Genomic DNA, 23,803 nt, shown 5'->3' with positions numbered 1-23,803 from the left:
GCTTTCGCCGTTTTACTGTCTTGTCCAACGCCGATGCAGGCACAGCAGAATTTTCTGTTCGGAAATTCGCGAAAAACGCAGACTTCGGTGCGAGAATTTCGCTCCCAGCTCACAACCCAGGAAGTCGTTCGCCTGCAGCGGGCGCTTGCGACGCTCGGTTACTATCATGGTCCGGTCGACGGGCTTGCTGCACCTGGCACCTGGGACGCGGTCATCGACTGGGCGAGGGACAGGGGGTGGGAGGCACCGTCTACGCTGCGTAGCGCGCATGTGGCAGCGTTGGAAAAGGAGTTGGCGGGACGGGGTGTCGGTGCGCAAAACCCTGACAGCCAGAGCCCGGGTGCTTCGGATCCGACCGTGCAGCGGGTGCAGGCGGGGCTTGTGAAACTCGGCTATTATGCCGGGCCTGTCGACGGCCAGTCGAGTGCTGCGACGCTTTCGGCGCTTGCGGCCTGGGCAAAGGACCGGGGATGGACGGCGCCGAAGACCATCCGGCAGGCGCATGCCGACAATATGGAACAGGAGATTGCGAGCCGGGCGGCGACGGCACAGCCCGCGCCTGCGCAGGTGATTGCGCAGAACAGGGTGCCAGGTGGTCAAAACTGGACCGTCAGCGAGTCCGACCAGCGCGCCAGCCAAAGTTGCGTCGCCGGCAAGTATGAAAAGAAATGCATCAGTCTTGCCTGCGACATCGAGCGTGGCTTCTTCCTTGATCTCAGCGTCTTTCGGAAAAGCGACGAGGATAGGCCCGTCGTCACGCTGCGCGTGGATGATGGCCAGCAGACTGCGGTGACCCTCGATATCCTTGATCCGGGTCCGACGATCGACGGCGAGGGTTCCGGCCTGTTTGCGCAGATGCTTTCTGGTCGCGCGCTGACGACGACGACGGCAGACGAGAGCCTGTCATTCCCACTCGGCGGATTTGCAGGCGAGTATGAGCGCGTCAAGAACGAATGCGACGTGCTGCTCACCCGGCTGCGCAGCGGCGAAAACCCCTATGCCGGACGCCTGAAGAGGCTGCCGGACGAGGTGGCGGCGCTGCCTGACAGCAAGGAGAGCTGGGTGGACCAGCCGAATGTGGATTTTGCCGGAGCCGACATCCGGTCGGGCCTGAAGGATCCTCTTCTGCGTGCCCTTGACGAAGGGCAGTGCGCTCGCCTGTGCAGCGAGACGGAGATGTGTCTGGCCTATACGTTCAATCCCACCGGTGGAACATGTTTCCTCAAGAGCGGGACGGGGCGGATGACGCCTTTTGCCGGTGCGAAAAGCGGTCGGTTTACCGGCTCGAAAGCGCGATTTGCGCCGCCACCGACCGACGGGCCGGGGCCGGTCGTCGATGGTTCGGTGCGGTGGCGGCCGGATGATACGCTTGCCGGATACCAGGCGCGTGTGAGGACTGCCGCGCAGAAACTCGGCGGCACCTGCGAGGAAGAAGAGGCGGCGCTGTCTGCGCTTGCCGAGCAGCTGAAGTGGACCTTTTCGACTGACACTTCCGCGCGCGTGGGAGAGGCTATCCGGTTCGAGTGGAGCGGCAATACGCTCGCCGAGCGCATTCCTGTCTGGATCGTTGTTCATTCGAAGGCCGTTCGCTTCTCCGGCAAAGGCCATATCGCGCTCGGCCCTTCGGCACCCAATCCTTTTGCCATCAAGGCCGGAGAAGGCGAGACGCGTGCGCTCGTTTCGCTCGCAACACGTGGTGCCGGGGCGAAGGGCGCGTTCGATATCCTGCCTCTCGTGGCCGGGCGGCAGGCGATAGCGGTCGATGTCGTCGGCTATATCAGAGGCTGCCAGAAGGAGATTGCGCTGAAGGCAGGTGAACAAACGTTCGATATAAAGCCGTCGCGCGCAGAGATCGTCCTCAACACACCTGACGGGCGTGCGGCCTTCACCGACGTCATCGAGGTTCCCGAAGGCTCTCGGGAGATATTCCTCAACGAGAAGCGGTTCCTGTTGAGGGATACGCAAACTGGTACCGAGATTGTCGAAAGGGCGGGCTCGAATCTCCTGATTTCCCCGACGCACCGCTTCATCGCAGTCGATCAGAATGGGCGCACCGACATCGTCGATATGATCGACGGCAAGACGACGGCGACGATCGATTCCGGTAACCTGCGTTGGGCCCTTGGTGATAGCGTCGTCTTCACGACCTCCGTGCCGTGGGGCATGGTCAATCTCTCCTCGACATTCGGCAGCTTCCTCGACATCCGGGCGCAGATGACCGGCCCTTCCTGCTGCGAGGCCGGGCGCGGTAATACGCGTGTCGGGATCGATCTGGAAAATGCCGCATTTTCGATCTGGGGCAATCTCGGCTACCGCGTCGGTGCGCTGCAGAACACCGGCTATGCGTCAATCTCGGATGCGCAGGGCGGATATAGTTCGGAGGGTGGCGAGACGCTGGCCATCAACATGAATACGTTCTGGTCGCTCGGACTTGTTTCTCCCGTCAGCATGGCGCGCGATCTGGATGTCGCGGGTGGATTCATCTTCGCTGCCGACTATCGGGACCAGATCGACGAGACGAAGGAGGGCTCGCCACCAAGGCCGTTTGCCGACCGGCTTTCACGCACGCTCGATCGGGTTGGGCTCACGGCGCGGACACTCGACGCCGTGGAGGTCCGACGGCTTGCCGAGGCGGGCAATAGCAAGCCGCTGAAGGAAACCCTGCCGGAGCAACTGGCGCGGCTCGGCATTGAACTTGATCCGATGACGGACGGCCGGCATTCGGTTGAAGTCGACCAGGCCTGGGAGAAGAGGTCGCTATATGCCGGGGAGTTCGCCGCCAGGCTCGAACGCTCAAAGACCGCGATGGGCCAGATGCAGGCCGACGCAGATGCTGCTGGCTGGAAGACAAGCTGGGCGGTTCCGGAAGACGAGGCGATGCAGAACGACTGCGAACACCTGATGTTGGAGGAAAGCGCCGGCGAGCGCCGAATTCCCCTCCCGCGCGATGTCGTCGAAGTCGCAACCGTTCGCACGCCGCGCGGCGCAAGCTGGGTTGCACGGGCAACCTGCGTCGCAGGTGCGACCCTGGGCAGCCTTCGCCCCTATAACGCCATTTACTACATCGACTTCGCAGCACCCTTGAGGAAGGGCGGCAAGGCGGTTCTTCTGGAGGCAAGCTTCTTCTTTGAGAATGCCGGCCAGCGGCTCTGGTATGAGCATCCATTCGAGATCAAGGCCAATGACGCCCTGCTGGTGAGCTACGCTCCGGGCAACGGCGTCATCACCGTCGTCGACCGGCAGACCCGCAAGTTCCTCTGGATCGGAGAAAACCTGCCGAATGGCGATCTGCTCACCGATGCCTGGCTGACTGGGGATCGGCGCTTTGCCGTCCAGCTGAATTCGGACGGGAACTTCTATCTGCATTCACTGGCAAAGAAAGGTGAAACGCCCCTGTCCGGACGCATCGTCGACGACGAAGTCGCCATCTGGACGGCCGACTATCACTATGATGCGACCGCCGAAGCAGCCTCAATCATCGATCTGAAGTTTCCCGGACAGCCGGGACAATTCAGCCTTGATCGCTTCGGCCCGGAGCGTCGTGTCCGGGATCTTGCGCAGATGGTGCTGGCGCAGAAATGGACCTCGCCGGAGGGCGGCGATATCGGTGTTCCGCCATCGCTCGACGGCAGTCTGTCTGGTGACGGTCCGGAGCGCATGACGGCTGCTCTCGATTATGACGGACAGAGGGTCACGCGTCTCAGCGTGTTTCAGGACGGGGTTCTCACCGATACTTTCGATCTGCAAGGTGCAGCGGTGGCCGGGCACGATATTTCCTTCGCGCGGCTGAAGGACGCGCGCTGGATTTCGGTGATCGCCTCGAGTGCGGATGCGCTGGCAAGCCTTCCGGTCTCCGTGGATGCCGGGCCGCCGGCGCAGCAGCGATCGGTCAATCGTGTTCTCGCCATCGGCATCAACACCTATGAGAATGAGGCCCTGCCATCCCTCAACTACGCCCTTCGTGATGCCGGTCTGCTTCTTGACGTGCTCGGGCATCCGCAGGGGGCAGGGCCGGCATTCACGGTCGTGGAGGGTCCGAAGGATCGCCGTGCAACGCCCGATGCAATCCTGTCGGCGACCGAAAAGCTGCTGGCGGGACTGTCGCGCGGCGATCATGCCGTGCTCTTCCTCGCCGGGCATGGCCTGCAGGACGAGAAGGGACGGTTCTACTTTGCGACCTCGGCAACGGACCCCGCAGATCTCGAACACACGGCGCTTCCTTTCGACCGGCTCTCGGCGGTGCTGGAGCGGACGGAAGCACGGGTTACCGTGCTGCTTGACGCCTGCCATTCGGGGCTGGTCGGAAACAGCATCGCCGCTACCAACGATGATCTCGCCAATAATCTTGCGCGGCTGAAGTCGAACATCACCGTGCTTGCGGCGGCAAAGGGCCGACAGCAGTCTCAGGGGCGGTACGAGACGGGAGGCCTGTTTACGCATGCGATTGCCGACGTGCTGGGAGCAGACCGCGGACAATACGATCGCAATGGAAATGGCAGAATCGAGGCTTCGGAGCTTTATCGAGGCGTCAAGGCGCTGGTTGTCGATCAGAGCGAAGGGCAGCAAACGCCATGGATTATCAACAGCAGATTGGTGGGGGACTATGCGCTCTTCTAACGTTTTCAGATCAAGACTGGCCATGGGCGCCATGCTGGCCGTGATGTCGGCACTGTCGGTTCGGGCAGATCCGATCTGCTACGTCTGCGATGAGGTAGTGGAACTCAACACGGCGCTGGCAAGCTGTTTCCAGCAGAGCTACGACAAGATACTCGCGACCGCCAGGAGCTCTCCGGCTTCGCGTGCGGAGGTCAATTTTTCTGCCTGCGGAGCCAGTGACGAGGAGAAACGCGGTATCGACAGCATGCCTCTGCTGGGTAGCGGTGAGCAGAAAAAGGATGGTGCTAATCAAGTCGCGTTACGCTCGGTCTATATCCTCGATACCGCAAGCATCGTTTGCCTCAGACGTCTGCTGGACGCGCAGGGCAACAATCTCGATCCGAGACGGAGTTTCGACCTTCAGGAAGAGTGCCAGCCGTGAGCGTGCAACCAGCAGGCAGGAAGCCCAACCGGTTTTTGTGGGTGCGTGCGGAGTCCTGGGAAATCTGGAGTCAGGCCGTCACCACGGCGGGCATCCTTATAGCCCTGGTCGGAGCCGGCTGGGTCATATTTGAATATTACAACAACGCGGCGGACGAGCGGAACAGATATACGTTCCGCCTTATCGATAGTTGGGAAAGAGAGGAGTACAAGAAGTCTTACTGGGAGCTGCGTGAGCGCTACACCGGTTTTCTGGTCCAGCTGCCCAAAGAACGGATAGAGACGGCCGAGACGGACGAGAAAGCGAGGAGAGAGGTGATCGAGAAATTCAACGCCAGCCTGGAATCGAACGACGAGGCGAAGCGACAGATCCGCGACGTGGCCTATTTCTTCAACAAGCTCAATCTTTGCCTCGACGCAGATCTTTGCTCCGACGAGACGGCCACGATCTTCTTCAACGATACGGTCAAATCGTTCCTTGAGGTTTTCCGCCCCCACCTCGAAGCCAACCAGCGCGATATGCCCGGCGGGCTTCCGGCACTTGAGGCATTGTCGGCGCGATTGAATTGACCGTCTCTCGCCATCGCCACCAAAATGGTGCTTTCGATTGAGGGATTTGCCCGCACAGGCCCCACAAGGTTGTTCACATTTTGTTCGCGAATGCTAGTCTAACCTCGCTGTCATTTGCGGAGGAGGAGAGTCGTGGCAGGGCAACAGGCGAAGTTCGAGCGGTTGAAGGCGTTGCATCAGAGGGATGAGGCATTCGTCATTCCCAATCCCTGGGATGCCGGCTCGGCCCGAATCCTGACGAGTCTCGGTTTCGAGGCCTTGGCGACAACCAGCGCCGGTTATGCCTTTTCCAAGGGCAAGCGGGATTCCTTTGCGAGCCTGACCCGGAGTGAAATCCTCGATAACGCCGCCGAGATCGTCGGCGCCACCGATCTTCCCGTATCGGCCGATCTCGAGGATGGGTTCGGCGCAGCACCGGAGATCTGCGCCGAGACGATCCGGCTGGCCTGCGAGGTCGGGCTGGTCGGCGGATCGATCGAGGATGCCACCGGCGAACCGGCCCGCCCGATCTACGATCTGTCGCATTCTGTCGAGCGTGTGCAGGCTGCAGCAGAGGCGGCGCGGACACTGCCTTTCCTGCTGACGGCAAGGGCGGAGAATTTTCTGTGGGAGCGGCCCGATCTCGATGACACGATCAGGCGGCTGCAGGCTTTTTCGGCGGCCGGCGCCGATGTGCTCTATGCGCCCGGCCTGCCTGACATCGACGCCATCCGGACGGTCTGCGCGGCCGTCGACAAGCCCGTCAACGTGGTGATGGGGCTGAAAGGGCCGCGCTACAGCGTCGCCGAACTTTCGGCTGCCGGCGTGCGCCGCGTGAGTGTCGGCGGCTCCTTTGCGCGCGCGGCACTCGGCGCGCTGCTGCGGGCCGCCGAGGAAGTGAAATCATCTGGCACCTTTACCTATGCCGCCGATGCGATCCCGGCGGCCACGCTCAGCCAGCTCATGTCGCAGGAGAAGAGCTGGGACCGGGAGTAGGGCCGTCGTTCGATGTCTGCTCGTCAGCCCTTCTTCTTGCGCCGCCCCCTACCGGGCCGAGGGCGGAAATCGACGAGCAGGGATTTCAGTTCGAGTTCGCGCACACGCCGGGCGGCCTCGTCGGGGCTTACCCAGGCCAGCATGCGCTGACCGACTTCCCTGAATTCGCTTTGGGCGGCCTCCACCTCGATCTGGAAGATGTCGACGATGCAGGGAACAACGTCGCCGTCATCCAGTTCCTTGAGATAGGTATAGCGGCCGACCGGCTGTTTGCTGACCGTTCCGCGCACGCCGGCTTCCTCCCAGGCTTCCATCGCGGCTGCCTCATGCGGCTTCTTCTTTTTCATCGGCCAGCCCTTTGGAATAATCCAGCGGCCGCTGTCACGCGTGGTGACGACGAGAACTTCAATTTCGAGGCGGTCGGTGTCGGGACTGCCTTTCCGATAGCGGAAGCAGACGGCGCCATATTGCTGGCGAAAGGCGCCGGAGAAAAGCTTCTCGGGCCTCGCTGCAAGCTGCTTCAAGAGTGGCAGGGATGTGCCGGCGCGGGATTTTGCGCCTTTTTTATTGGATTTCATGACATCTAGCATTGTCAATTTTTACTTTTTCGATCAATTGCCTGCGACGCTTTATGACAGATTTATGACAGTCTCCTATGGACAGTCGTCCGCACAGGGAAGGATCGCCCGATATGATGAGCGTGTTTCGCAAGATGATGCCGCGGGAGGACCGCTTCTTCGAGATGTTCTCCAGGCATGCGAAAACCGTGGTCGCAGCAGCCGAGGCGATGGAGAAACTGCTGAAGGGCGAAAATGTCGAGGAGAATTGCGACCGTATCGTCGCGCTGGAGGACGATGCCGACCAGATCACCCGCGAGGTGCTGCTGGCGATCCGCCGCAGCTTCATCACGCCTTTCGACCGCGGCGACATCAAGGACCTGATCCAGTCCATGGATGATGCGATCGACATGATGCACAAGACGGTGAAGATCATCCGGCTCTTCGAGCAGTCGAGCTTCGATCCGCTGATGCGGGAAATGGGCGGAGAGATCATCAAGGCGGCGATCCTGATGCAGCAGGCGATCGGGCTGCTCGACAAGATCGGCGCCAATGCCTCGAAACTCTCGGCGATTGCCGAGGAGATCACCCGGGTCGAGGGACGCTCCGACGAGCTGCATGACGAGGGGCTGAAAGACCTCTATCGCCGGCATGGGGCCAGCGGCAATGCCATGGCCTACATGATCGGCAGCGAGATCTACTCCAACCTGGAAAAGATCGTCGACCGGTTCGAGGACGTGGCCAACGAAATCAGCGGCGTCGTCATCGAGAACGTCTGATGGAAGCCTCTCTCTCCCTTCCGCTGCTGGTCGGTCTGATCGGCGTCGCGCTGTTCTTCGATTTTCTGAACGGGCTGCATGATGCGGCAAACTCGATCGCGACGATCGTCTCCACCCGCGTTCTCCGGCCGCAATATGCCGTCGCCTGGGCCGCCTTCTTCAATTTCATCGCCTTCCTGTTCTTCGGCCTGCATGTCGCCGAAACGCTCGGCACCGGCATCATCGACCCGGCCATCGTCTCGCCGCAGGTGATCTTTGCGGCGCTGATGGGGGCGATCGTCTGGAACATCGTCACCTGGCTGTTCGGAATCCCGTCTTCATCGTCGCATGCGCTCGTCGGCGGGCTTGTCGGAGCGGGGCTTGCGAAGGTCGGCGTCAGCTCGATCGTCTGGAGCGGGTTGTTGAAGACGGTCGGCGCGATCGTCATGTCGCCGGCGATCGGTTTCCTGCTGGCGTTGTTCTTCGTTCTCATGGTCTCCTGGATGTTCGTGCGCCAGACGCCCTTTGCCGTCGACAGCACGTTCCGCTTCATGCAGTTCATCTCCGCCTCGCTCTATTCGCTCGGCCATGGCGGCAACGACGCGCAGAAGACCATGGGCATCATCGCCATTCTGCTGTTCAGCCAGGGGCATCTCGGCGGCAGCTTCCATGTGCCGCTCTGGGTGGTCATTTCCTGCCAGTCGGCGATGGCGCTCGGCACGCTTTTCGGCGGCTGGCGGATCGTTCATACGATGGGCTCGAAGATCACCCGGCTCAATCCGATGCAAGGTTTCTGCGCCGAAACCGGCGGGGCGCTGACGCTCTTTGCTGCGACCTGGCTCGGCATTCCCGTCTCCACGACCCATACGATCACCGGCGCCATCATCGGTGTCGGCGCAGCGCGGCGGTTGTCCGCCGTGCGCTGGGGCGTGGCAGGCAATATTGTCATCGCCTGGATCATCACCATGCCGGCAGCCGCTGCCATTGCTGCCGCCTCTTACGGTATCGCCAGCCTGTTCGGCTGAGAGCAGGGGACGATCTGCGGGCAGAGGCTCGGGTTTCGCTCATCCGGTACTCTAATTTCAGGTGCTGCTATTTTCGATCACCTGTTGCGCTCTATTTCCTATGCAAGGAGAAAGCGATGGCGAGCGGGCGATGGATCTGTCTGAGCATCTGTCTGAATTGAATGCGAAGATACCGACAAGTGCCGGCCGCCGCCGGACCCACCAGTGCGGCGCCATCTGTTGCCGCGTCGAAAGAGGCGGAAGGCTGAGCGTTCTGCTCGTCACCAGCCGAGATACCGGACGATGGGTGATCCCGAAGGGCTATCTGGAGAGGAAGGAAAAGCCCTATCGCTGCGCTCAGCGCGAAGCGCTCGAAGAAGCCGGTATCATCGGCAAGGTCAGGAAGAGGCCACTCGGTTACTACACCTACATGAAGGACACCGAGACGCCGCTGACGGTCTCGATCCACCTGCTCAGGCTCAGAAACGAGGTCAGTCAATTTCCGGAGCGCGCCCAGAGGCTGAAGATCTGGGTTTCTCCGGCAGAGGCCGCCCTGCTTGTCGAGGAGCCGGAACTGCAGGCGCTCTTCCGGTCTATCGATGCGGACAATCCCCTGACATCGCAGGACCGGCTGAAGCCGCGCCGGATCGCCGGACGGCGGCCGCTGCATGAGGCGGCGGTGTCGCTCGCCACGTCGCCGGCCTCGCGCTGACAGCCGTTACTGCATAATTCCTTAAATCAGAATCGATTTAAGGATAAAATTATGCAGCAATTTAAAGTGCTACAGCGTCCTTTGCGCGCCTGAAAAGACGCGCGGCGCTGTAGTTGCCGCCAAATGCACTTTGGAATGACGAAGGCCCGACAACGGGCCTTCGCGCATCTCTTTGTTTTACGCATGTCGTTATCGCAAAACCGCTGTACACTTTTGCGCGACATGCTTTAGGTCGTGTGGACTCTTGGGATTCCCAAGGCTGAGCAAATCAGATTCAAGACTGTCTTTTGGAGGCAGTCATGGGTGTATTGGACCGGTTGATTCTACGGGACGAGCAGTGGGAGCGGATATCGCCGCACATCATAGGTGACGATCGGACGCGGGGGTCTTCGGGCCGCGATAACCGAATGTTCGTGGAAGCCGTGCTTTGGATCGTACGCACGGGCTCGCCTTGGCGTGACCTGCCAGAAGTGTTCGGCGAGTGGAACAGTGTCTTCCGACGTTTCAGCCGGTGGAGCGAGAAGGGCATCTGGTGGCGCATGTTTGCAGCGATGTCAGATGATCCGGACTTCGAGTATCTGATCGTCGATTCCACCATCATCCGCGCCCATCAGCACGCTGCCGGCGCAAAAAAGGGGCTGAAGATCAAGCCCTTGGTCGTTCCCGTGGCGGCCTGAGCACCAAAATCCACATGGCGGTGCGTGGTCTCGGCTGCCCGGTCCGCTTCACTCTGACCGCCGGCCAGAAGGGCGATGCGCCACAGGCCGATGCCCTGATCGAAGGCCTGCCCGCCGATATCGTCATGGCCGACACCGCCTACGACAGTGATCGTCTGCGTGATGCAATTGCGGACAAAGGCGCTGTGGCGGTGATCCCCAATAATCCCTCCCGTGCCAAGAAACACAAGCTGGACAAGCACCTCTATGCCCAGCGCCACCTCATCGAATGCTGCTTCTCCAAGCTCAAGCACTTCCGCAGGGTCGCAACGCGCTTCGAGAAAACAGCACGAAACTATCTCGCAGTCGTCACAATCGCCGCCGTCGTGCTATGGATCAGATAATTGTCCACACGACCTAGGCTACCGCGGACTGCCGGTCGCCAGAGGTCCCCAGGAGAGCTCGCGATCCGCTGTCGCCGCGAGGTCGATCAGCACTTCGATGCCGGTCTTGATCCGCCGCCGCAGGATGTCGGCGCGATCGGGATGCGTCCGCAGCAGACCCTTCTCGTGGAGCGCCTGAAGCCGCGTGCGCGAAAGCTCCAACTCGGATGCCAGCAGACGGTCTAGGCGTGTGCCCGCGGACAACGGCACCACCAGTTCGATCTCCAGCCGCGTCCAGCCGGCAGTCTCGCGCACCACGTCCCTGGCGATGTCGAATTCAGGGAATTCGTCGATGCGCTGCGACTTGCGTTTCAAGGCTTGGAGGTTGAAGCTCTCCGCCCGGATCCAATTGATATCGTTGGATTGCAGCGCTTCCAGAATGGCCGGATCGATGTCGCGCACGTTCTGCCGCTCGAAGAGCGGCCGGTTCCAGGTCTTGTCGCAGGTCAGGCATTTATAGATCAGCCAGGCATCCAGCCTGCGGCCATTGGCATTGAGCCGGATCTTGCCACTGGATTGAAAGGCTCTCAATCCGCCGCATCCACTGCAGGCAATCCAGGGCTGAGGGGCGGTTTTGGGTGTGATGGTCCATCGGACCCGTAAAGTATCGCACATAAGTCTTGGTCTTCCATTCGGAAGTTCACCAAGATGGCGCGAGAGAAATGCCTTGAGGGCGCGGTGTGGCGATGGTTGGGGGTGGCTGAAGAGCAGACACAGCAGAGCTGTTACTGGCACATTGAGAACAATGCCAAACCGGTCTCTTGCCGCCACCCGATGAACATATTCATACGCCGACAGCCCGCGGCTATCCGGCAGTACGGGTGAAACTGGATTGAGACCGGTGATTACTTAGGCAAAGTCTACCTCGATGCGCCAATGCTCTTCGGCAGCAGGGATAGCAAATGATCTGGCCGAACGGGAGTGTCATATCGCAGCCCCGGCGCGGGAGCTGCGATATGCGGCATTTATGCAACTTTGTGCTGAAGGCGCGCCCGCTGCAGCCGAGGGCCGGTGCCGGCCCCGCTTTAGAACTTAAGCTACATGCTGAAGCTGGACTTTGCGATCGTGCAGGAAGCAGGCCTTGCTGAAGAGCCTGAGATCGAGCTGGTTCGGCAGGCGGATATCGGTCAGATCCGGCAGGCCCTTGCTGTCGGCCTCGAAGGACCTGTCGATCTGCGAGATGAAGGCCATGATGATGCCGGTTTTGCGGGCAAAGCTGCTGATGGCGGTCATCTGTTCCGAAAGGCTCGGCTTGATGCGCTGCTGGTCGAGGATCTGCAGATAGTCGACGACGGCAACCGTTCCCCGCGGGGCACCGGCGAGATGGCGCATGATGTAATCGGCGCTGATCTCGTCCGAGGTGACGATCTCCACCTTATCGCCAAGCGCTTCCCCTTCGGGCAGGGCATGGATGCGCTGCAGGGTCTGTTGCCTGGTATATTCGAGCGTGAAGAAGGTCGCCCTTCGCTCCTTTGCGACGGCATCGAGGAGAAGCTGCAGGCCAAGCAGGGTCTTGCCGTGGCCCGGACGGGCGGCAATCAGCAACAGGTCGCCATCCGCAAGCTGTGACAGCATGGATGTCGTCGATCCCTCGGTTTCATAGCGCGAGGCAAGCAGGCTCCAGGCCGGAAAACCTTCTTCCTCGGCGATTCGATCCAGCGCCTGATGGAGCGGGATAGTATCGGTCCGCGCCAGCACTTTCGCCCGACGTTTCAATTGATAGATGGGTGCAGACAATTTCATTCAAACCTCCATTGCGAGCCGGAAACGCAACCCCTCCTTATGCGGCGCTCGAACAGATGGTTCTGTCGTCGATTACCCCGCATGGACGATGCTTCCCGGATGGAGGGAGGAGGCTTGGGTAGAGCCTTGCCTCAAGAGGTAACGGGATCAGCGATTCGCGACAAGCGGGAAATGATGGGGCCGGAGACTTCAGCACAGCGGCTCCGCAATTTCAGCACAGCGGCTCCGCCTGACGCCGATAACGGGCCGCCGGCATCCACTACGGCTGCTTCGGGGAGATGGCAGGCTCTGACGCGCGGTTTCCGGCTTGAGCGGGTTGATCACGCAATTGCGGACGCAAAACGCTCAAGCACTTTTGCTGGAATTGCTCTATATGCTGACATGGGAGGAAATTCCTTGAAATCGACCATGCCCGTCACTTGCGAAGTGCGCTACCGCCTCGATCCCGGAAAACGCACGGAATTCGAAGCCTATGCCGAGGTCTGGGTCCAGCTGATCGAGCGCTATGGCGGAACCCATCACGGCTATTTCATGCCGCGCGAAAAGCCTGAGGGTGCCGGTTTGAGCTTTCCCGGTGCCGGGGCGGATGGGGAGGGCAATATTGCCATCGCTCTTTTCACCTTCCCGGATGAGGAGACCTATCTCGGCTACCGTGCCAGCGTCGCCGCCGATCCGGACAGTATCGCGGCCAATGCGCGCTTCGGGGCCGATCCGCCGTTCAGGAGTTACGAGCGCCTGTTTCTGCGACCGCTGCCGCGCAGCGAATAGCATGTATGTCCACCGATCGCCTGATCCGATCCCGCGGCAAAGAGCGCGTGAAAATCGCGACTTGGGGGCAACTTATAAAAACGGGGGCGCTTACGCCAGCGCCCCCGAAGCCGTGTCGAGAGACGAGCGCTCAGCCGATCATGGCATTGTCGTTGCGCTTGATCGCAATGATCGTCGAGCGCGGCAGTTTGCCTTCGCCGTCCGGGAAGGGCGCGTCAGGATGCTGGATGCCGACGAAGTGGGTTCGCTTGTCGGCGGACCAGGTCTGACCGGTGACTTCTGCGCCCTTCGGGCTGGTCAGGAAACGCTCGATGCGGCCGGTCGCCGGGTCGCCGGCGAGCATCTGGTTGTTGCCCTGGCCGAGAAAGTCGCCTTCGTTGGTGTCTTCGCCATCCGTCTGGATCCACAAGAGACCTGTCGAGTCGAACATCATGCCGTCCGGCGAGTTGAACATATTGCCGGAGTTGATGTTGGACGAGCCGGCATAGGCGTCCTTGTGAACGTCCGGATTGCCGGCCATGACGAACAGGTCCCATTTGAACTTGCCGTCGGCGTGGTCGTCGTTTTCCGGATACCAGCGGACGATCTGGCCATAAGCGTTCTTCTCACGTGGGTTCGCGCCGCCGACCGGCATGTCGTCGCCGCCGGCATTCTTCTTCACGCCACGATTGGTGTTGTTGGTGAGTGCGCAATAGGCTTCGATCGCGACCGGGTTGATGGCGACCCACTCCGGACGGTCCATTGTCGTGGCGCCGACCTTGGAGGCGGCCTGGCGGGTGAAGACGCAAACCTCGTCCATCTTCATGCCGGTCGATTCCGGTGTCAGGGCCAGCCACTCGCCATTGCCGTCATCGACGAACTTGGCGACGTAGAGCGTGCCTTCATCCAGCAGTTTGGAGGTGTCGCCGCCCGGAACGTAGATGTCGTTCGAAACGTACTTGTAGAGGAACTCGCCGCGTTCGTCGTCACCCATGTAGACGACCACGCGACCATCGCGGGCAATCACGACGGCAGCGTTCTCGTGCTTGATGCGGCCGAGTGCGGTGCGCTTGATCGGCGTCGAGGAAGCGTCCGAGGGGTCGATTTCCACAATATAGCCGGCGCGGCGCGGCTCGTTCGGGTTTTTCGACACGTCGAAACGGGGATCGAAGGCTTCGTAGCCGTATCGGGTTTCGGCCGCGATGCCGTAACGCTTGAAGTCGCTGGGCATGGCAAAGTTCGGATCGGTCGAACCGAAGTAGCCGTTGAAGTTCTCCTCGCAGGTGAGATAGGTGCCCCACGGCGTCTTGCCGGCGCCGCAGTTGTTGAAGGTCCCGAGACAGTCGGTGCCGTTCGGATCGGCCTCGGTCTTGACGAGGTCGGAGCCCGCAGCCGGACCGGAGATCTTCATGGGCGTCAGATGGGTAATGCGGCGGTTGAACGGACTGTCGAGCACGATTTCCCAGCCGTTTTCGCCTTCGGCGACTTCCATGACGGTAACACCCTGAAGGTTTTGCAGGATCTTCACGTCGTCGGCGGTCTTCGGCATGCCTTTTTCATTGTGCGGAAGATTGGTTTCGTTGTTCACGTATTCATGGTTGACGGCGATGACCTGACGGCCGCCGATCACGAACAACTCCATGCCGTCGGTGTTCTCGCCGAAGACCTTGTCGGAATGTTCGACGCTGACGCCGTTGACGGGATCGATATCCGGGACGTTGGAGAACAGCGGCTGCCCCCATTTGGCGAGTGGCTTCCATGCATAGCCGTCAGGAACGTGCACGGTGTTGTCGGTGAAGACCGGGATCGGCTTGAAGGAGAAGCGCGACGAAGCTTCCTGCGCCTGAGCCGAGGTGGAATTCATCAGGTTGCCGAGCGTTCCCATGGCGGCGGCGGCTGAGCCGAAGGCCAGGATACCGCCAAGGAAGCTGCGGCGTGAGACGGCCGATTCGACGACGCGGTCGAAATCGGTTTCTGCCGGCGGCGGATTTTGCAGTTCGTCCCATTCGTCCCAGGACAATTTGTTGGTGTCGATATGAGCCATGCTGGTTCTCCGTTTTTGCTTGTAGAATCTGTCCAACAAAGGCCTTAGCTCTGCAGGATCACATCCAGATGACGAATAAGCACTCTTGGCATGACAGAGGGGGCGCCCGGACTGTTTAAATCCACGCATCAGGCTTTCCAAAAATCAGAATCGTGCCTCGTGCCGATGCTGTGAGCGGAAACTTGTCTGCGATCCCCGACAGCAAACGGACAGCTTCGCCGCGTTACCCCTCTGCCCGTCGCCCGCAAGGGGCAGCAGCAAAAGGGTCAAATCATGAAGCTGAAACTGATCGCCGCTCTTACCATCCTGTCGCTCTCGCCAGCCCTGGCGCTTGCAAGTCCAAGCTGCACGAAGGAGCCGAAATCGAAGTGGATGCCGGAGGCCGCCATGAAGGCGAAGATCGATGCGATGGGCTACAAGGTCAAGACTTTCGAAGTCACCGGCAACTGCTACGAGATCTACGGCAAGGACAAGAACGGCGAACGCGCCGAGGTCTATTTCAATCCGGTCTCCGGCGAGATCGTTCAGAAGGGCGATTGAGCGATGACGGCGCTCTCATTGAAAAAGGAGGAGGGCCCAGAGCCCTCCGACGCCGTCGAGGAGACGGTCAAGGTCTGGGATCCGGTCGTCAGGCTGTTTCACTGGACGATCGTAGCGGCCTGCACGCTCAACCTCTTCATTCTCGAGGAGGGCAAATACTGGCACCGCATCACGGGTTATGTCGTGGCTGCGGCAATCGTCATTCGCATCCTCTGGGGTTTCGTCGGTACAAAACACGCTCGCTTTTCCGATTTCCTGCCGACGCCAAGCAGGGTGATGGAGCAGATACTCGATATGATCGACGGCAACGAGAAACGTTACCTGGGGCATAATCCGCTGGCATCGGTTATGATGCTCATCCTGATGGTATTGCTGGCGGCAACGGCGCTGACCGGCTGGATGACGACGCTCGACGCATTCTGGGGCGAGAAGTGGCTGGAGAAGCTGCATGGCACCATCGCAAACGGCATCATGGTGCTTGCCTTCGTCCATGCGGGTGCGGCCATCGTCGAAAGCTGGAGGCACAGAGAAAATCTCGTCTGGTCGATGGTCACAGGTCGAAAGAAGGCATGAGGATACTGCTGATCGAGGATAGTTTCCGGCTTCGCGAGCTGCTTTGCGAGGCCATCCGCGATGCCGGCTGGAAGATCGATGCCTTCGCGCTGGCGCAGGAGGGGCGGCTTGCCCTTGAGGGAACGGACTACGATCTCATGCTTCTCGACCTCGGCCTGCCCGATGAGGACGGGATCGCGTTTCTGCGGTCGCTCAGGGCCTCCAAGGTGCAGATGCCGGTTCTGGTACTGACGGCGCGCGGCGCCGTCGACGAACGCATTGCCGGGCTCGATGCCGGTGCCGACGACTATCTCGTAAAACCCTTTCACAATGGCGAGCTGATCGCCCGCATCCGCGCGCTGACGCGGCGCGCGCCGGTCACTGCCATGCCGGTTCTGGAATTTGCGGCCCTGCAATATGACGTCGCTTCGCGGCGAGTCACCTGCGGCGACGAAGAGATCGCGCTCGCCCCCTCGGAGAAGGGCCTGCTCGAACTCTTGATGCGCAATGGCGGACAGGTGGTGCCCAAGCCGAAGATCGAGCATGCCTTCTCCGAATTCGGCGACGAGCGCAGCAGCAATGCCGTGGAGCTTGCCGTTTCGAGGCTGCGCAAGAAGCTCGACGGACATCCGACCAAGGCGCTGATCGAGACTGTGCGGGGCGTCGGCTATATGATGCGGGAGACGCGCGGGTGAGCCTGAAATCGCCGACACTGGGCGCGATCCTGGCGCGGCGCATCGCCTTCTTTGCTGTGCTGGCCATGGTGGTGCAACTCGCGGTGATCTTTTCGGACTATTATTGGAATGTCGGCGAGCTTTCGCGCCTGTTCGTCGAGCAGGAGACCGAGCGGCTTGCCTCCGGCATCACGGCGGAGGAGAATGACACCGTCCGCTACCGGCTTCCCGAAAGCGTCGAGGGGCGGTACGGGCAGGCGCAGACCGGCTATGTGGCGCGTATCCGCGGGGCCGATGGCCAGCTGGTCTTCCAGTCCTGCGATGCCGCCTGCGAAAGCCGCTTCCTGCCTCCCGATGTGAATCCACCGGATTTCTGGCTGCGGTCGCTCGCGCCGGGCAAGCCGCTGACGCTGGTCGGCGGGCGGGCCTTCACAGTCGGCGGGCAGCGTTTCGTCATCGATGTCGCGACGATGGGCGATCCGCAGGATGTCACATCCGATGTCTTCTGGAATGAGGTGATCGCCCATATGATCGTGCCGATGAGCATCCTGCTGGTGCTGGTGCTCGGCGCCACCTTGCTTTCCGTGCGCCAGGCGCTGAAGCCGGTGCGGATTGCGGCCGAGGCGGCGGAGCGGATCGACCCGATGGACTCGCGGTCGCATCTGCAATTCCAGGACATGCCGCGGGAAGTCGCCCATCTCGCCGAGGCCGTCAACCGGGCCTTCGAGCGCGTCGGCGAGCTGATGAAATCGCAGAAGATCCTGACATCGGGCATCGCGCATGAAGTGCGCACGCCGCTTGCGGCGATCAAGCTGGAGCTTGGCCATATCGACCATCCGCGGGCGCGCAAGGCGGAAGCGGACCTCGACGATCTCGTGCGCTTCGTCAGCCAGATCACCGCGCTTGCCAGGCTCGACACGTTCGATCACGGCATGTTCGAGGAGGTCGACCTCGTCGAACTTTCATCCAGCGTCGTGGAACAGCTTGCCCCCTGGGTCTACGAGAACGATCACTCGCTGGAACTTTCCGCGCAGGTCGATGCCGCCATCGTGCAGGGTGTGCCGGCCCTGCTGAGAGATGCCGTGCGCAACCTGATCGACAACGCCGTTCGCCATACGCCGATCCGTACCGCCATTATCGTGCGTGTTGCCAATGGCCGTATCCGGGTCGAGGATCAGCATCCCGCCGCCGTCAACACCTTTGCCACGCAAAGCGACGGCCTCGGGATCGGCCTTAAGATCGTCGAGCGCATCGCCGCGATCCATCGGGGTTCACTGCGCTGCTCCGGCTCCCAGCGCGGCCACACCTTCGATCTGGAAATCGGCTCCTGATTTTCGAAACTGGTTGCGTGTCCTCATCTTGTGGCCGGTCATCGCGCTTGCTATCTTCCGGTCCGGAGAGCCTGTCCGAACCTGCTGCCGGGTTGAAGGGCTATAGCGCACGGAAGACGACCATGTTCAACGGTCGATGCGTAATCGGCAGACATCGACCTGAACAGTGGATCGTCCGATGCTCCAACCGACCGTCAAATTTTCGGCCGCCAACATTGCCGCCTTCAAGAAAGCGCTCAGAAAACAGCATGATATGCTGCGTTCCGGCCATGTCGATGAGGCCCTTGCCAGCGCCTTCGGTTTCAAATCACATGCGGCCATGCTCCATATCCTGAACCGGCTCGGGGGATCGACGCGGGTCGTCATCCAGATCGATCCCTGCCTCTTGATCGTGCGTCTCGAAGAATTCGGCTATCATGGCCTCAGCCTCGACGCGGTACGGCGGCTCGCTTGGGATTTGCCTTTTCCCGATGCTTGGCGCAGCGATGAGACCGAAGGGGCGATGCGCGGGCGCTTCCTGCCCGTGGCGGCCAATTCCCGCTAGGCGGTTCTGCCCCGCAGTCCCAATCCCCAGCCCCAGCCCTCAACACTCAAGCGCCGGTGTCGTGACGGTCTCGCGTCGCTCCGGCTCGGCATTTCATCCTTGTCACTGATTGGAGATATCCATGACCAAACTGGTCGTCATATCCGGCTGCTCCGGCGGCGGGAAATCCACTCTGCTCGAAGAGCTTTCCCGGCGCGGTTACGCCACCGTAGAAGAGCCTGGGCGGCGCATCGTCCGGGAGGAGATGGCCGGGCAGGGCGCGGCCTTGCCCTGGGTCGCTCCGGCTGCCTTTGCCCGGCGGGCAATCGCGATGGCGTTCAGGGATCAGAGGCTGGCGGAGGCGCAGGCGGGCTGGACGTTCTTCGACCGCGGCCTGATCGATGCCGCCTCGGCGTTGCAGGCCACGACCGGAGAAGCGGTGCTGGAGACGCTGCGGGACCGGCATCGTTATCACCAGACTGTGTTCCTGACGCCGCCCTGGCCGGAGATCTATGTCAACGATCCCGAACGGCGGCATGGTTTCGAGGAAGCGGTTTGCGAATATGAGCGGCTGACATCAGCCTATCCTGAGATCGGCTATGAGATCGTCATCCTGCCGAAGGTCGATGTCGCAGCACGGGCGGATTTTCTGCTGGGCCGGCTGCCGAGCTGACGTTTCAACGTCCGCTGATTGCCAGCAAGAGACATGAAGCTCCCGCAGCTTGACACGGAAAACGACGGCGCGCATAAAAACCATATGGGGTTGCGATCACCCCACGAGGCGACATGCCGAAGAATCGCGTCCATGAAACCGAACAACGGAGGGACGCGTCATGCCGTCATTTCTTGAAATATCGTCTGACAAACTCGCTCGCATCATCGGCACACCGAATGCGCCTGTTATCGTCGATGTGCGCACCGACGAGGATTTCACCCGCGATCCGAGGCTCGTGCCGGGCTCGATCCGCAAATCCCACATCGATGTCACCGAATGGGCAGGCGGCTTCACCAGCCCCGTGGTGGTCGTCTGCCGGGCGGGCGGCAAGCTCAGCCACGGCGTCGCTGCCTATATCCGGCATGCCGGCGGTGTGGCGGAGGTGCTGGAAGGCGGTTTCGAGGCCTGGATAGGCTCGGGCGGCGCGGCTGTGCCGGTCGATCGGCTGCCGCCGCGCGACAGGCAGGGACGGACCGTGTGGGTCACACGTGCGCGCCCGAAGATCGACCGTATCGCTTGCCCATGGCTTATCCGGCGCTTCGTCGATCCCTCGGCCGTCTTTCTCTTCGTGCCGACATCGGACGTCTTGATGGTTGCCGACCGCTTCGGCGCCGTACCCTTCGACATCGAGGAGGTCTTCTGGAGCCATCGCGGCGAGCTCTGCAGCTTCGATGTGATGGTCGATGAATTCGGCCTTGCGTCGGGGCCGCTGTCGAGGCTCGCAACCATCGTTCGCGGCGCCGATACCGCCAGGCCGGACCTTGCCCCCGAAGCGGCCGGGCTGTTGGCCGCTTCGCTCGGCCTGTCGCGCATGTTCGTCGACGATCTCAAGCAGCTGGATGCCGGCATGCTGCTCTACGATGCCTTCTATCGCTGGTGCCGCGACGCTACAGACGAAACGCACAACTGGCCTTCCGCGAAAAAGGGAGGCTGACGTGACCAGTGCCGTTACCCATGCGACGCCCGATACCGGCGCGTCACCAAACCCGCATGGCGTCACCTTCGGCGAAGCCTTTCGCGTCTGGCTGCGCGTTGCAGCCCTGAGCTTCGGCGGACCTGCGGGGCAGATCGCCGTCATGCACCGCATCGTCGTCGATGAGAAGAGGTGGATCGGCGAGCAGCGTTTCCTGCATGCGCTGAACTATTGCATGCTGCTTCCGGGACCGGAGGCACAGCAGCTTGCCATCTATATCGGCTGGCTGATGCACCGGACTGCCGGCGGTCTGGTCGCTGGCATCCTGTTCGTGCTTCCCGGCTTCCTCTCCATCCTGGCGCTCAGCTACCTCTACGTGACCCTTGGCAACGTCGATGTCGTCGAGGGCCTGTTCTTCGGCCTGAAGGCCGCCGTGCTTGCCGTCGTCATTCAGGCGGTCGTCAGGGTCGGCGGCCGCGCGCTGAAGAACAGGGCGATGATCGGGATCGCGGCAGCCGCCTTCCTGGCGATCTTCCTCTTCCATGTGCCTTTTCCCGTCATCATCCTGGCGGCCGCCATGACAGGCTTCCTGGAATCGAAGTCGGGCTCCCGCCTATTTCAGGGCGGTGGCGGGCACAAAGCAGCCGGCGGCCCGGCGCTGTCCGATGCCGACGCGCTGCTCGGGGAAGACATACCCGATCATGCGCGACCGAATCTTCGCTGGTCGCTCAGGATCTCGGGGGTGCTGCTGGTGCTCTGGCTGCTGCCGCTGCTGCTGCTCCATCTCTTTCTTGGACCCGGCGATATCTTCACGCAGATCGGCGTGTTCTTCAGCAAGATGGCGCTGGTGACTTTCGGCGGCGCTTACGCCGTGCTCGCCTATGTCGCGCAGGAAGCCGTCCAGCATTTCGGATGGCTGAAGCCCACCGAAATGCTCGATGGTCTCGGCATGGCGGAGACGACGCCCGGCCCGCTGCTCATGGTTCTCCAATTCGTAGGCTTCATGGGCGCCTATCGCGATCCCGGCAGCCTCTCTCCGATGACGGCAGCCACGCTCGCCGCCATCCTGACGACATGGGTGACCTTCGTTCCCTGCTTTCTCTGGATCTTCCTTGGCGCACCCTTCATCGAGAAGCTGCGCGGCAATGCAGCACTTGCCGGCGCGATGTCGGCCATCACTTCGGCGGTGGTCGGCGTCATCCTCAATCTGGCGATCTGGTTCGGCCTGCACTTCCTTTTCCGGAGTGCGCAAGTGCACAGCCTTGGGCCATTCTCGATCGAGCTGCCCGTCTGGACGTCGCTATCGCTGCCATCGTTGCTGCTGAGCCTTGCGGCAGCGGTTGCGATCTTCCGGTTCAAACTGGCGGTCATTCCCGTGCTGCTCGGCTGCGCCGTCGCCGGGATGCTCTGGCCGGTCTGAGGCATCGCCGGCAGCCGGGTGATCGGGAAAACCGATGGCATCATCGGTTTCTTCCGTTTTTCTTCCGGACCGGCGCAGGGCATCTGCTCTCCCAACCAAGAAGGAGACGGCAGATGACCGAAATCAGGATCGAAGGCGCTGATATCATCATTATCGGCGGCAGTTCCGGCATGGGGCTGGCGCTGGCGCGGCGGTTGCTGGCCGAAGGGGCGGACGTGACGATTGCGGGGCGCAGTGCGGAGAGGCTTGCGGCGGCACGGCGGGAGCTCGGCGATCCCTCGGGTCTTAAGACCGCCGTCCTCGACCTTACGCGGGAGGAGGAGATCGCTGCCTTCTTCCGCGATTGCGGGCCGGTCGATCATATCGTCAGCACGGCGGCGGATATCGAGGGAGCTTACCAGCTTCTGCCGGATATCCAGCTTTCGGCGGCGCAGCGGGTGGTCGAGAGCAAGTTCTACGGGCCGCTGCTGCTTGCCAAATACGGCGCACCCCGCCTGCCGCCGTCGGGGTCGATCACCTATACGGCGGGCGTGGCAGCCTATCGGCCGACGGCGCGGGGTTCGATCGTTGCTGCCGTCAATGCAGCGCTGGAAGGGCTGGTGCGGGCGCTGGCGGTGGAGCTTGCGCCTCTTCGCGTCAACGCAGTGTCGCCGGGATGGGTGGATACGCCGATCTGGAGTTTCGTTGCCGGTGACACCAAGCAGGCGACGCTGGAAGCGATGGCCAAACGCCTGCCGGCGGGCCGTGTCGGCAGGCCTGAGGATATTGCCGATGCGATCCGCTTCCTGATCGGTAACGGCTTTACGACAGGCACTATCCTGCACGTCGAAGGCGGGCATCGGCTGGTCTGACAGGCCGGAAAGCCTCAACGGCTGCAGCCAGCAGCGAGGAAAGCGCCGGCGGCTGCACGCGCCGGCGCCGCCACAGCATGATCAGCGAAGCCGTTGGAGTGTCGCCCGGCCAGGACATCTCCACGACGTCGCCGCGTTCGGCAGCCGGGGCGGCGGCCAGACGTGGAACAAGACCGTAACCGGCGCCTGATGCAACGAGGCGGATGATCGTCTGGATGCTGTCGGCCTGGGTGACGATCTCAGGTGCGGCAATGCCTGCTTCGGTGAAGGCCGTATCGAAGAGGCGGCGATAGACGCAGCCGGTTTCCGTGGCGATGAACGGCATATGGCTCAGGTCCGCGAGGCCCTCGGGCGGTGTGGCTCCGTTATTGCGGCTCGCGATGAGGGCCAGCGGCTCCCGCGAGATGAGGCGGGTCATGAAGCGCTCGTCCCGTTCTCCGCGATCAAAGGTGAAGGCGATATCGATCGAGCCATCTTCCAGCCGTTGCGGCAACTCGCCACTGCCGGCGATCTTCAGCGTCAGGCTGATATCGGCATGCGTCTCGCGAAAGCGCGACAAGAAGGGCGCGAGTTTCTCCGCCGCGATGGTTTCAAGCGTGCCGATTGCAAGCGATTGTCCGCAAAGGCCGGCGGTTGCTCGGATCGCCGCCTCTGCCTCGTCGTTCAGAGCCAGGATCTCTTCGGCATAGGCCTTCAGCGTGTCACCGGCCGGTGTCAGCGTCGCACCCTGCCGGGAGCGTTCGAAAAGCTGGACGCCCAATTCCTCTTCGAGCGCCTGCATCTGGTCGCTGAGGCTCGACTGGGCCAGGTTCGCCTCGCTGGCCGCGCGGGTGAAATTGCAGTGCCTCGCGACCGCAAGGAAGGTCTTCAATTGTCGTGGGTTCATCCTGGGCTCCGTGCTCCATGACAAGGATGGGCACGCCCTGCCTATATCAGGCGGAGGAGCGAAGAGGGAGTCTCTCCGCTGGGCGTCACCTCCGCGCCGGGTCCAGTGATGTTGACGACAGCCATGGGTTTGGCCAAGCTGCGTTGGTATTT

23 protein-coding genes are annotated in these 23,803 nt (G+C 61.6%); 18 read left to right on the top strand and 5 right to left on the bottom strand.

Annotation, left to right across the window (positions count from 1 at the left end):
- The first annotated feature begins 87 nt into the window (after positions 1–87).
- From ACK9YZ_RS10005 to ACK9YZ_RS09990, 4 genes are all read left to right on the top strand, one after another.
- Positions 88–4,617, top strand: a complete 4,530-nt coding sequence (locus ACK9YZ_RS10005) for a caspase family protein (RefSeq protein ID WP_416066456.1) — start codon at positions 88–90, stop codon at positions 4,615–4,617.
- A 22-nt stretch (positions 4,618–4,639) separates the two neighbouring features.
- Positions 4,640–5,038: a hypothetical protein gene (locus ACK9YZ_RS10000; protein ID WP_416066455.1), complete on the top strand. Its 399-nt coding sequence runs from the start codon at positions 4,640–4,642 to the stop codon at positions 5,036–5,038.
- Positions 5,035–5,607 (top strand): hypothetical protein, encoded by a 573-nt coding sequence (locus ACK9YZ_RS09995; protein ID WP_216758440.1) that lies wholly within the window; start codon positions 5,035–5,037, stop codon positions 5,605–5,607. Before ACK9YZ_RS10000 ends, ACK9YZ_RS09995 begins: the two co-directional genes overlap by 4 nt.
- A 132-nt stretch (positions 5,608–5,739) precedes the next feature.
- The gene (locus ACK9YZ_RS09990) at positions 5,740–6,582 is read left to right on the top strand and encodes an isocitrate lyase/PEP mutase family protein (RefSeq protein WP_416066454.1); all 843 of its coding nucleotides are present in this window, start codon (positions 5,740–5,742) and stop codon (positions 6,580–6,582) included.
- 23 nt (positions 6,583–6,605) lie between these two features.
- Here ACK9YZ_RS09990 and ACK9YZ_RS09985 read toward each other — a convergent pair whose 3' ends face one another.
- Entirely contained in the window at positions 6,606–7,160 is a 555-nt protein-coding gene (locus ACK9YZ_RS09985) for an NUDIX hydrolase (RefSeq protein WP_416066453.1), read from the bottom strand.
- Positions 7,161–7,273: 113 nt separating this feature from the next.
- Here ACK9YZ_RS09985 and ACK9YZ_RS09980 point away from each other — a divergent pair, with 113 nt between their 5' ends.
- The 4 genes from ACK9YZ_RS09980 to ACK9YZ_RS09965 all read left to right on the top strand — a co-directional run bounded on the left by ACK9YZ_RS09980 (position 7,274) and on the right by ACK9YZ_RS09965 (position 10,673).
- Positions 7,274–7,918 carry a DUF47 domain-containing protein gene (locus ACK9YZ_RS09980; RefSeq protein ID WP_216758437.1) on the top strand — a complete coding sequence of 215 codons (645 nt, stop codon included), beginning with the start codon at positions 7,274–7,276 and terminating at the stop codon, positions 7,916–7,918.
- A complete protein-coding gene (locus ACK9YZ_RS09975) occupies positions 7,918–8,922 on the top strand; it encodes an inorganic phosphate transporter (RefSeq protein WP_216758436.1) in 1,005 nt (334 codons plus the stop codon). Before ACK9YZ_RS09980 ends, ACK9YZ_RS09975 begins: the two co-directional genes overlap by 1 nt.
- A gap of 130 nt (positions 8,923–9,052) precedes the next feature.
- Complete coding sequence (locus ACK9YZ_RS09970; protein WP_416066452.1) at positions 9,053–9,613, top strand: NUDIX hydrolase; 561 nt, start codon at positions 9,053–9,055, stop codon at positions 9,611–9,613.
- Positions 9,614–9,912: 299 nt separating this feature from the next.
- A protein-coding gene (locus ACK9YZ_RS09965) for an IS5 family transposase (protein WP_221111278.1) occupies positions 9,913–10,673 on the top strand; the annotation gives its coding sequence in 2 pieces (ribosomal slippage) (positions 9,913–10,240 and positions 10,240–10,673; 762 coding nt in all).
- Between the two features lie 18 nt (positions 10,674–10,691).
- Here ACK9YZ_RS09965 and ACK9YZ_RS09960 read toward each other — a convergent pair.
- Both ACK9YZ_RS09960 and ACK9YZ_RS09955 read right to left on the bottom strand, forming a co-directional pair.
- The gene (locus ACK9YZ_RS09960) at positions 10,692–11,327 is read right to left on the bottom strand and encodes a DUF1062 domain-containing protein (RefSeq protein ID WP_416066451.1); all 636 of its coding nucleotides are present in this window, start codon (positions 11,325–11,327) and stop codon (positions 10,692–10,694) included.
- Positions 11,328–11,744: 417 nt separating this feature from the next.
- Positions 11,745–12,455 carry a DNA helicase gene (locus tag ACK9YZ_RS09955; protein WP_216758433.1) on the bottom strand — a complete coding sequence of 237 codons (711 nt, stop codon included), beginning with the start codon at positions 12,453–12,455 and terminating at the stop codon, positions 11,745–11,747.
- A gap of 396 nt (positions 12,456–12,851) precedes the next feature.
- Between ACK9YZ_RS09955 and ACK9YZ_RS09950 the strand changes: the two genes are divergently transcribed.
- Positions 12,852–13,223, top strand: a complete 372-nt coding sequence (locus ACK9YZ_RS09950) for an NIPSNAP family protein (RefSeq protein WP_253958292.1) — start codon at positions 12,852–12,854, stop codon at positions 13,221–13,223.
- Positions 13,224–13,353: 130 nt separating this feature from the next.
- Here ACK9YZ_RS09950 and ACK9YZ_RS09945 read toward each other — a convergent pair whose 3' ends face one another.
- Entirely contained in the window at positions 13,354–15,246 is a 1,893-nt protein-coding gene (locus ACK9YZ_RS09945; protein ID WP_216758432.1) for a PhoX family protein, read from the bottom strand.
- Between the two features lie 273 nt (positions 15,247–15,519).
- Between ACK9YZ_RS09945 and ACK9YZ_RS09940 the strand changes: the two genes are divergently transcribed.
- The 9 genes from ACK9YZ_RS09940 (at position 15,520) to ACK9YZ_RS09900 (ending at position 22,765) form a co-directional block, all read left to right on the top strand.
- Complete coding sequence (locus ACK9YZ_RS09940; protein WP_416066450.1) at positions 15,520–15,786, top strand: PepSY domain-containing protein; 267 nt, start codon at positions 15,520–15,522, stop codon at positions 15,784–15,786.
- 3 nt (positions 15,787–15,789) lie between these two features.
- A complete protein-coding gene (locus tag ACK9YZ_RS09935) occupies positions 15,790–16,359 on the top strand; it encodes a cytochrome b/b6 domain-containing protein (protein ID WP_416066449.1) in 570 nt (189 codons plus the stop codon).
- The gene (locus ACK9YZ_RS09930; protein WP_416066448.1) at positions 16,356–17,033 is read left to right on the top strand and encodes a response regulator; all 678 of its coding nucleotides are present in this window, start codon (positions 16,356–16,358) and stop codon (positions 17,031–17,033) included. The genes ACK9YZ_RS09935 and ACK9YZ_RS09930 overlap by 4 nt, the downstream gene beginning before the upstream one ends.
- Complete coding sequence (locus ACK9YZ_RS09925; RefSeq protein WP_416066447.1) at positions 17,030–18,343, top strand: ATP-binding protein; 1,314 nt, start codon at positions 17,030–17,032, stop codon at positions 18,341–18,343. Before ACK9YZ_RS09930 ends, ACK9YZ_RS09925 begins: the two co-directional genes overlap by 4 nt.
- Positions 18,344–18,521: 178 nt before the next feature.
- Positions 18,522–18,887 carry a hypothetical protein gene (locus ACK9YZ_RS09920; protein WP_416066446.1) on the top strand — a complete coding sequence of 122 codons (366 nt, stop codon included), beginning with the start codon at positions 18,522–18,524 and terminating at the stop codon, positions 18,885–18,887.
- A 121-nt stretch (positions 18,888–19,008) separates the two neighbouring features.
- On the top strand, positions 19,009–19,539 hold the full coding sequence (locus tag ACK9YZ_RS09915) for an AAA family ATPase (protein WP_416066445.1): 531 nt from the start codon (positions 19,009–19,011) through the stop codon (positions 19,537–19,539).
- Positions 19,540–19,699: 160 nt separating this feature from the next.
- A complete protein-coding gene (locus ACK9YZ_RS09910; protein ID WP_416066444.1) occupies positions 19,700–20,515 on the top strand; it encodes a chromate resistance protein ChrB domain-containing protein in 816 nt (271 codons plus the stop codon).
- Position 20,516: 1 nt separating this feature from the next.
- On the top strand, positions 20,517–21,914 hold the full coding sequence (chrA, locus tag ACK9YZ_RS09905) for a chromate efflux transporter (protein ID WP_416066443.1): 1,398 nt from the start codon (positions 20,517–20,519) through the stop codon (positions 21,912–21,914).
- Between the two features lie 113 nt (positions 21,915–22,027).
- Positions 22,028–22,765: an SDR family oxidoreductase gene (locus ACK9YZ_RS09900; protein ID WP_416066442.1), complete on the top strand. Its 738-nt coding sequence runs from the start codon at positions 22,028–22,030 to the stop codon at positions 22,763–22,765.
- On the opposite strand, the gene ACK9YZ_RS09895 is transcribed toward ACK9YZ_RS09900, so the two are convergent.
- Positions 22,728–23,651: a LysR family transcriptional regulator gene (locus tag ACK9YZ_RS09895; RefSeq protein ID WP_416066441.1), complete on the bottom strand. Its 924-nt coding sequence runs from the start codon at positions 23,649–23,651 to the stop codon at positions 22,728–22,730. The genes ACK9YZ_RS09900 and ACK9YZ_RS09895 overlap by 38 nt on opposite strands.
- Positions 23,652–23,803 lie beyond the last annotated feature (152 nt).

The organism is Rhizobium sp. ZK1, from assembly GCF_047782645.1.
GTDB lineage: Bacteria > Pseudomonadota > Alphaproteobacteria > Rhizobiales > Rhizobiaceae > Rhizobium.
The sequence above is the reverse complement of the archived record's forward strand: the minus strand, read 5'-3'. Positions and strand labels throughout refer to the sequence as shown.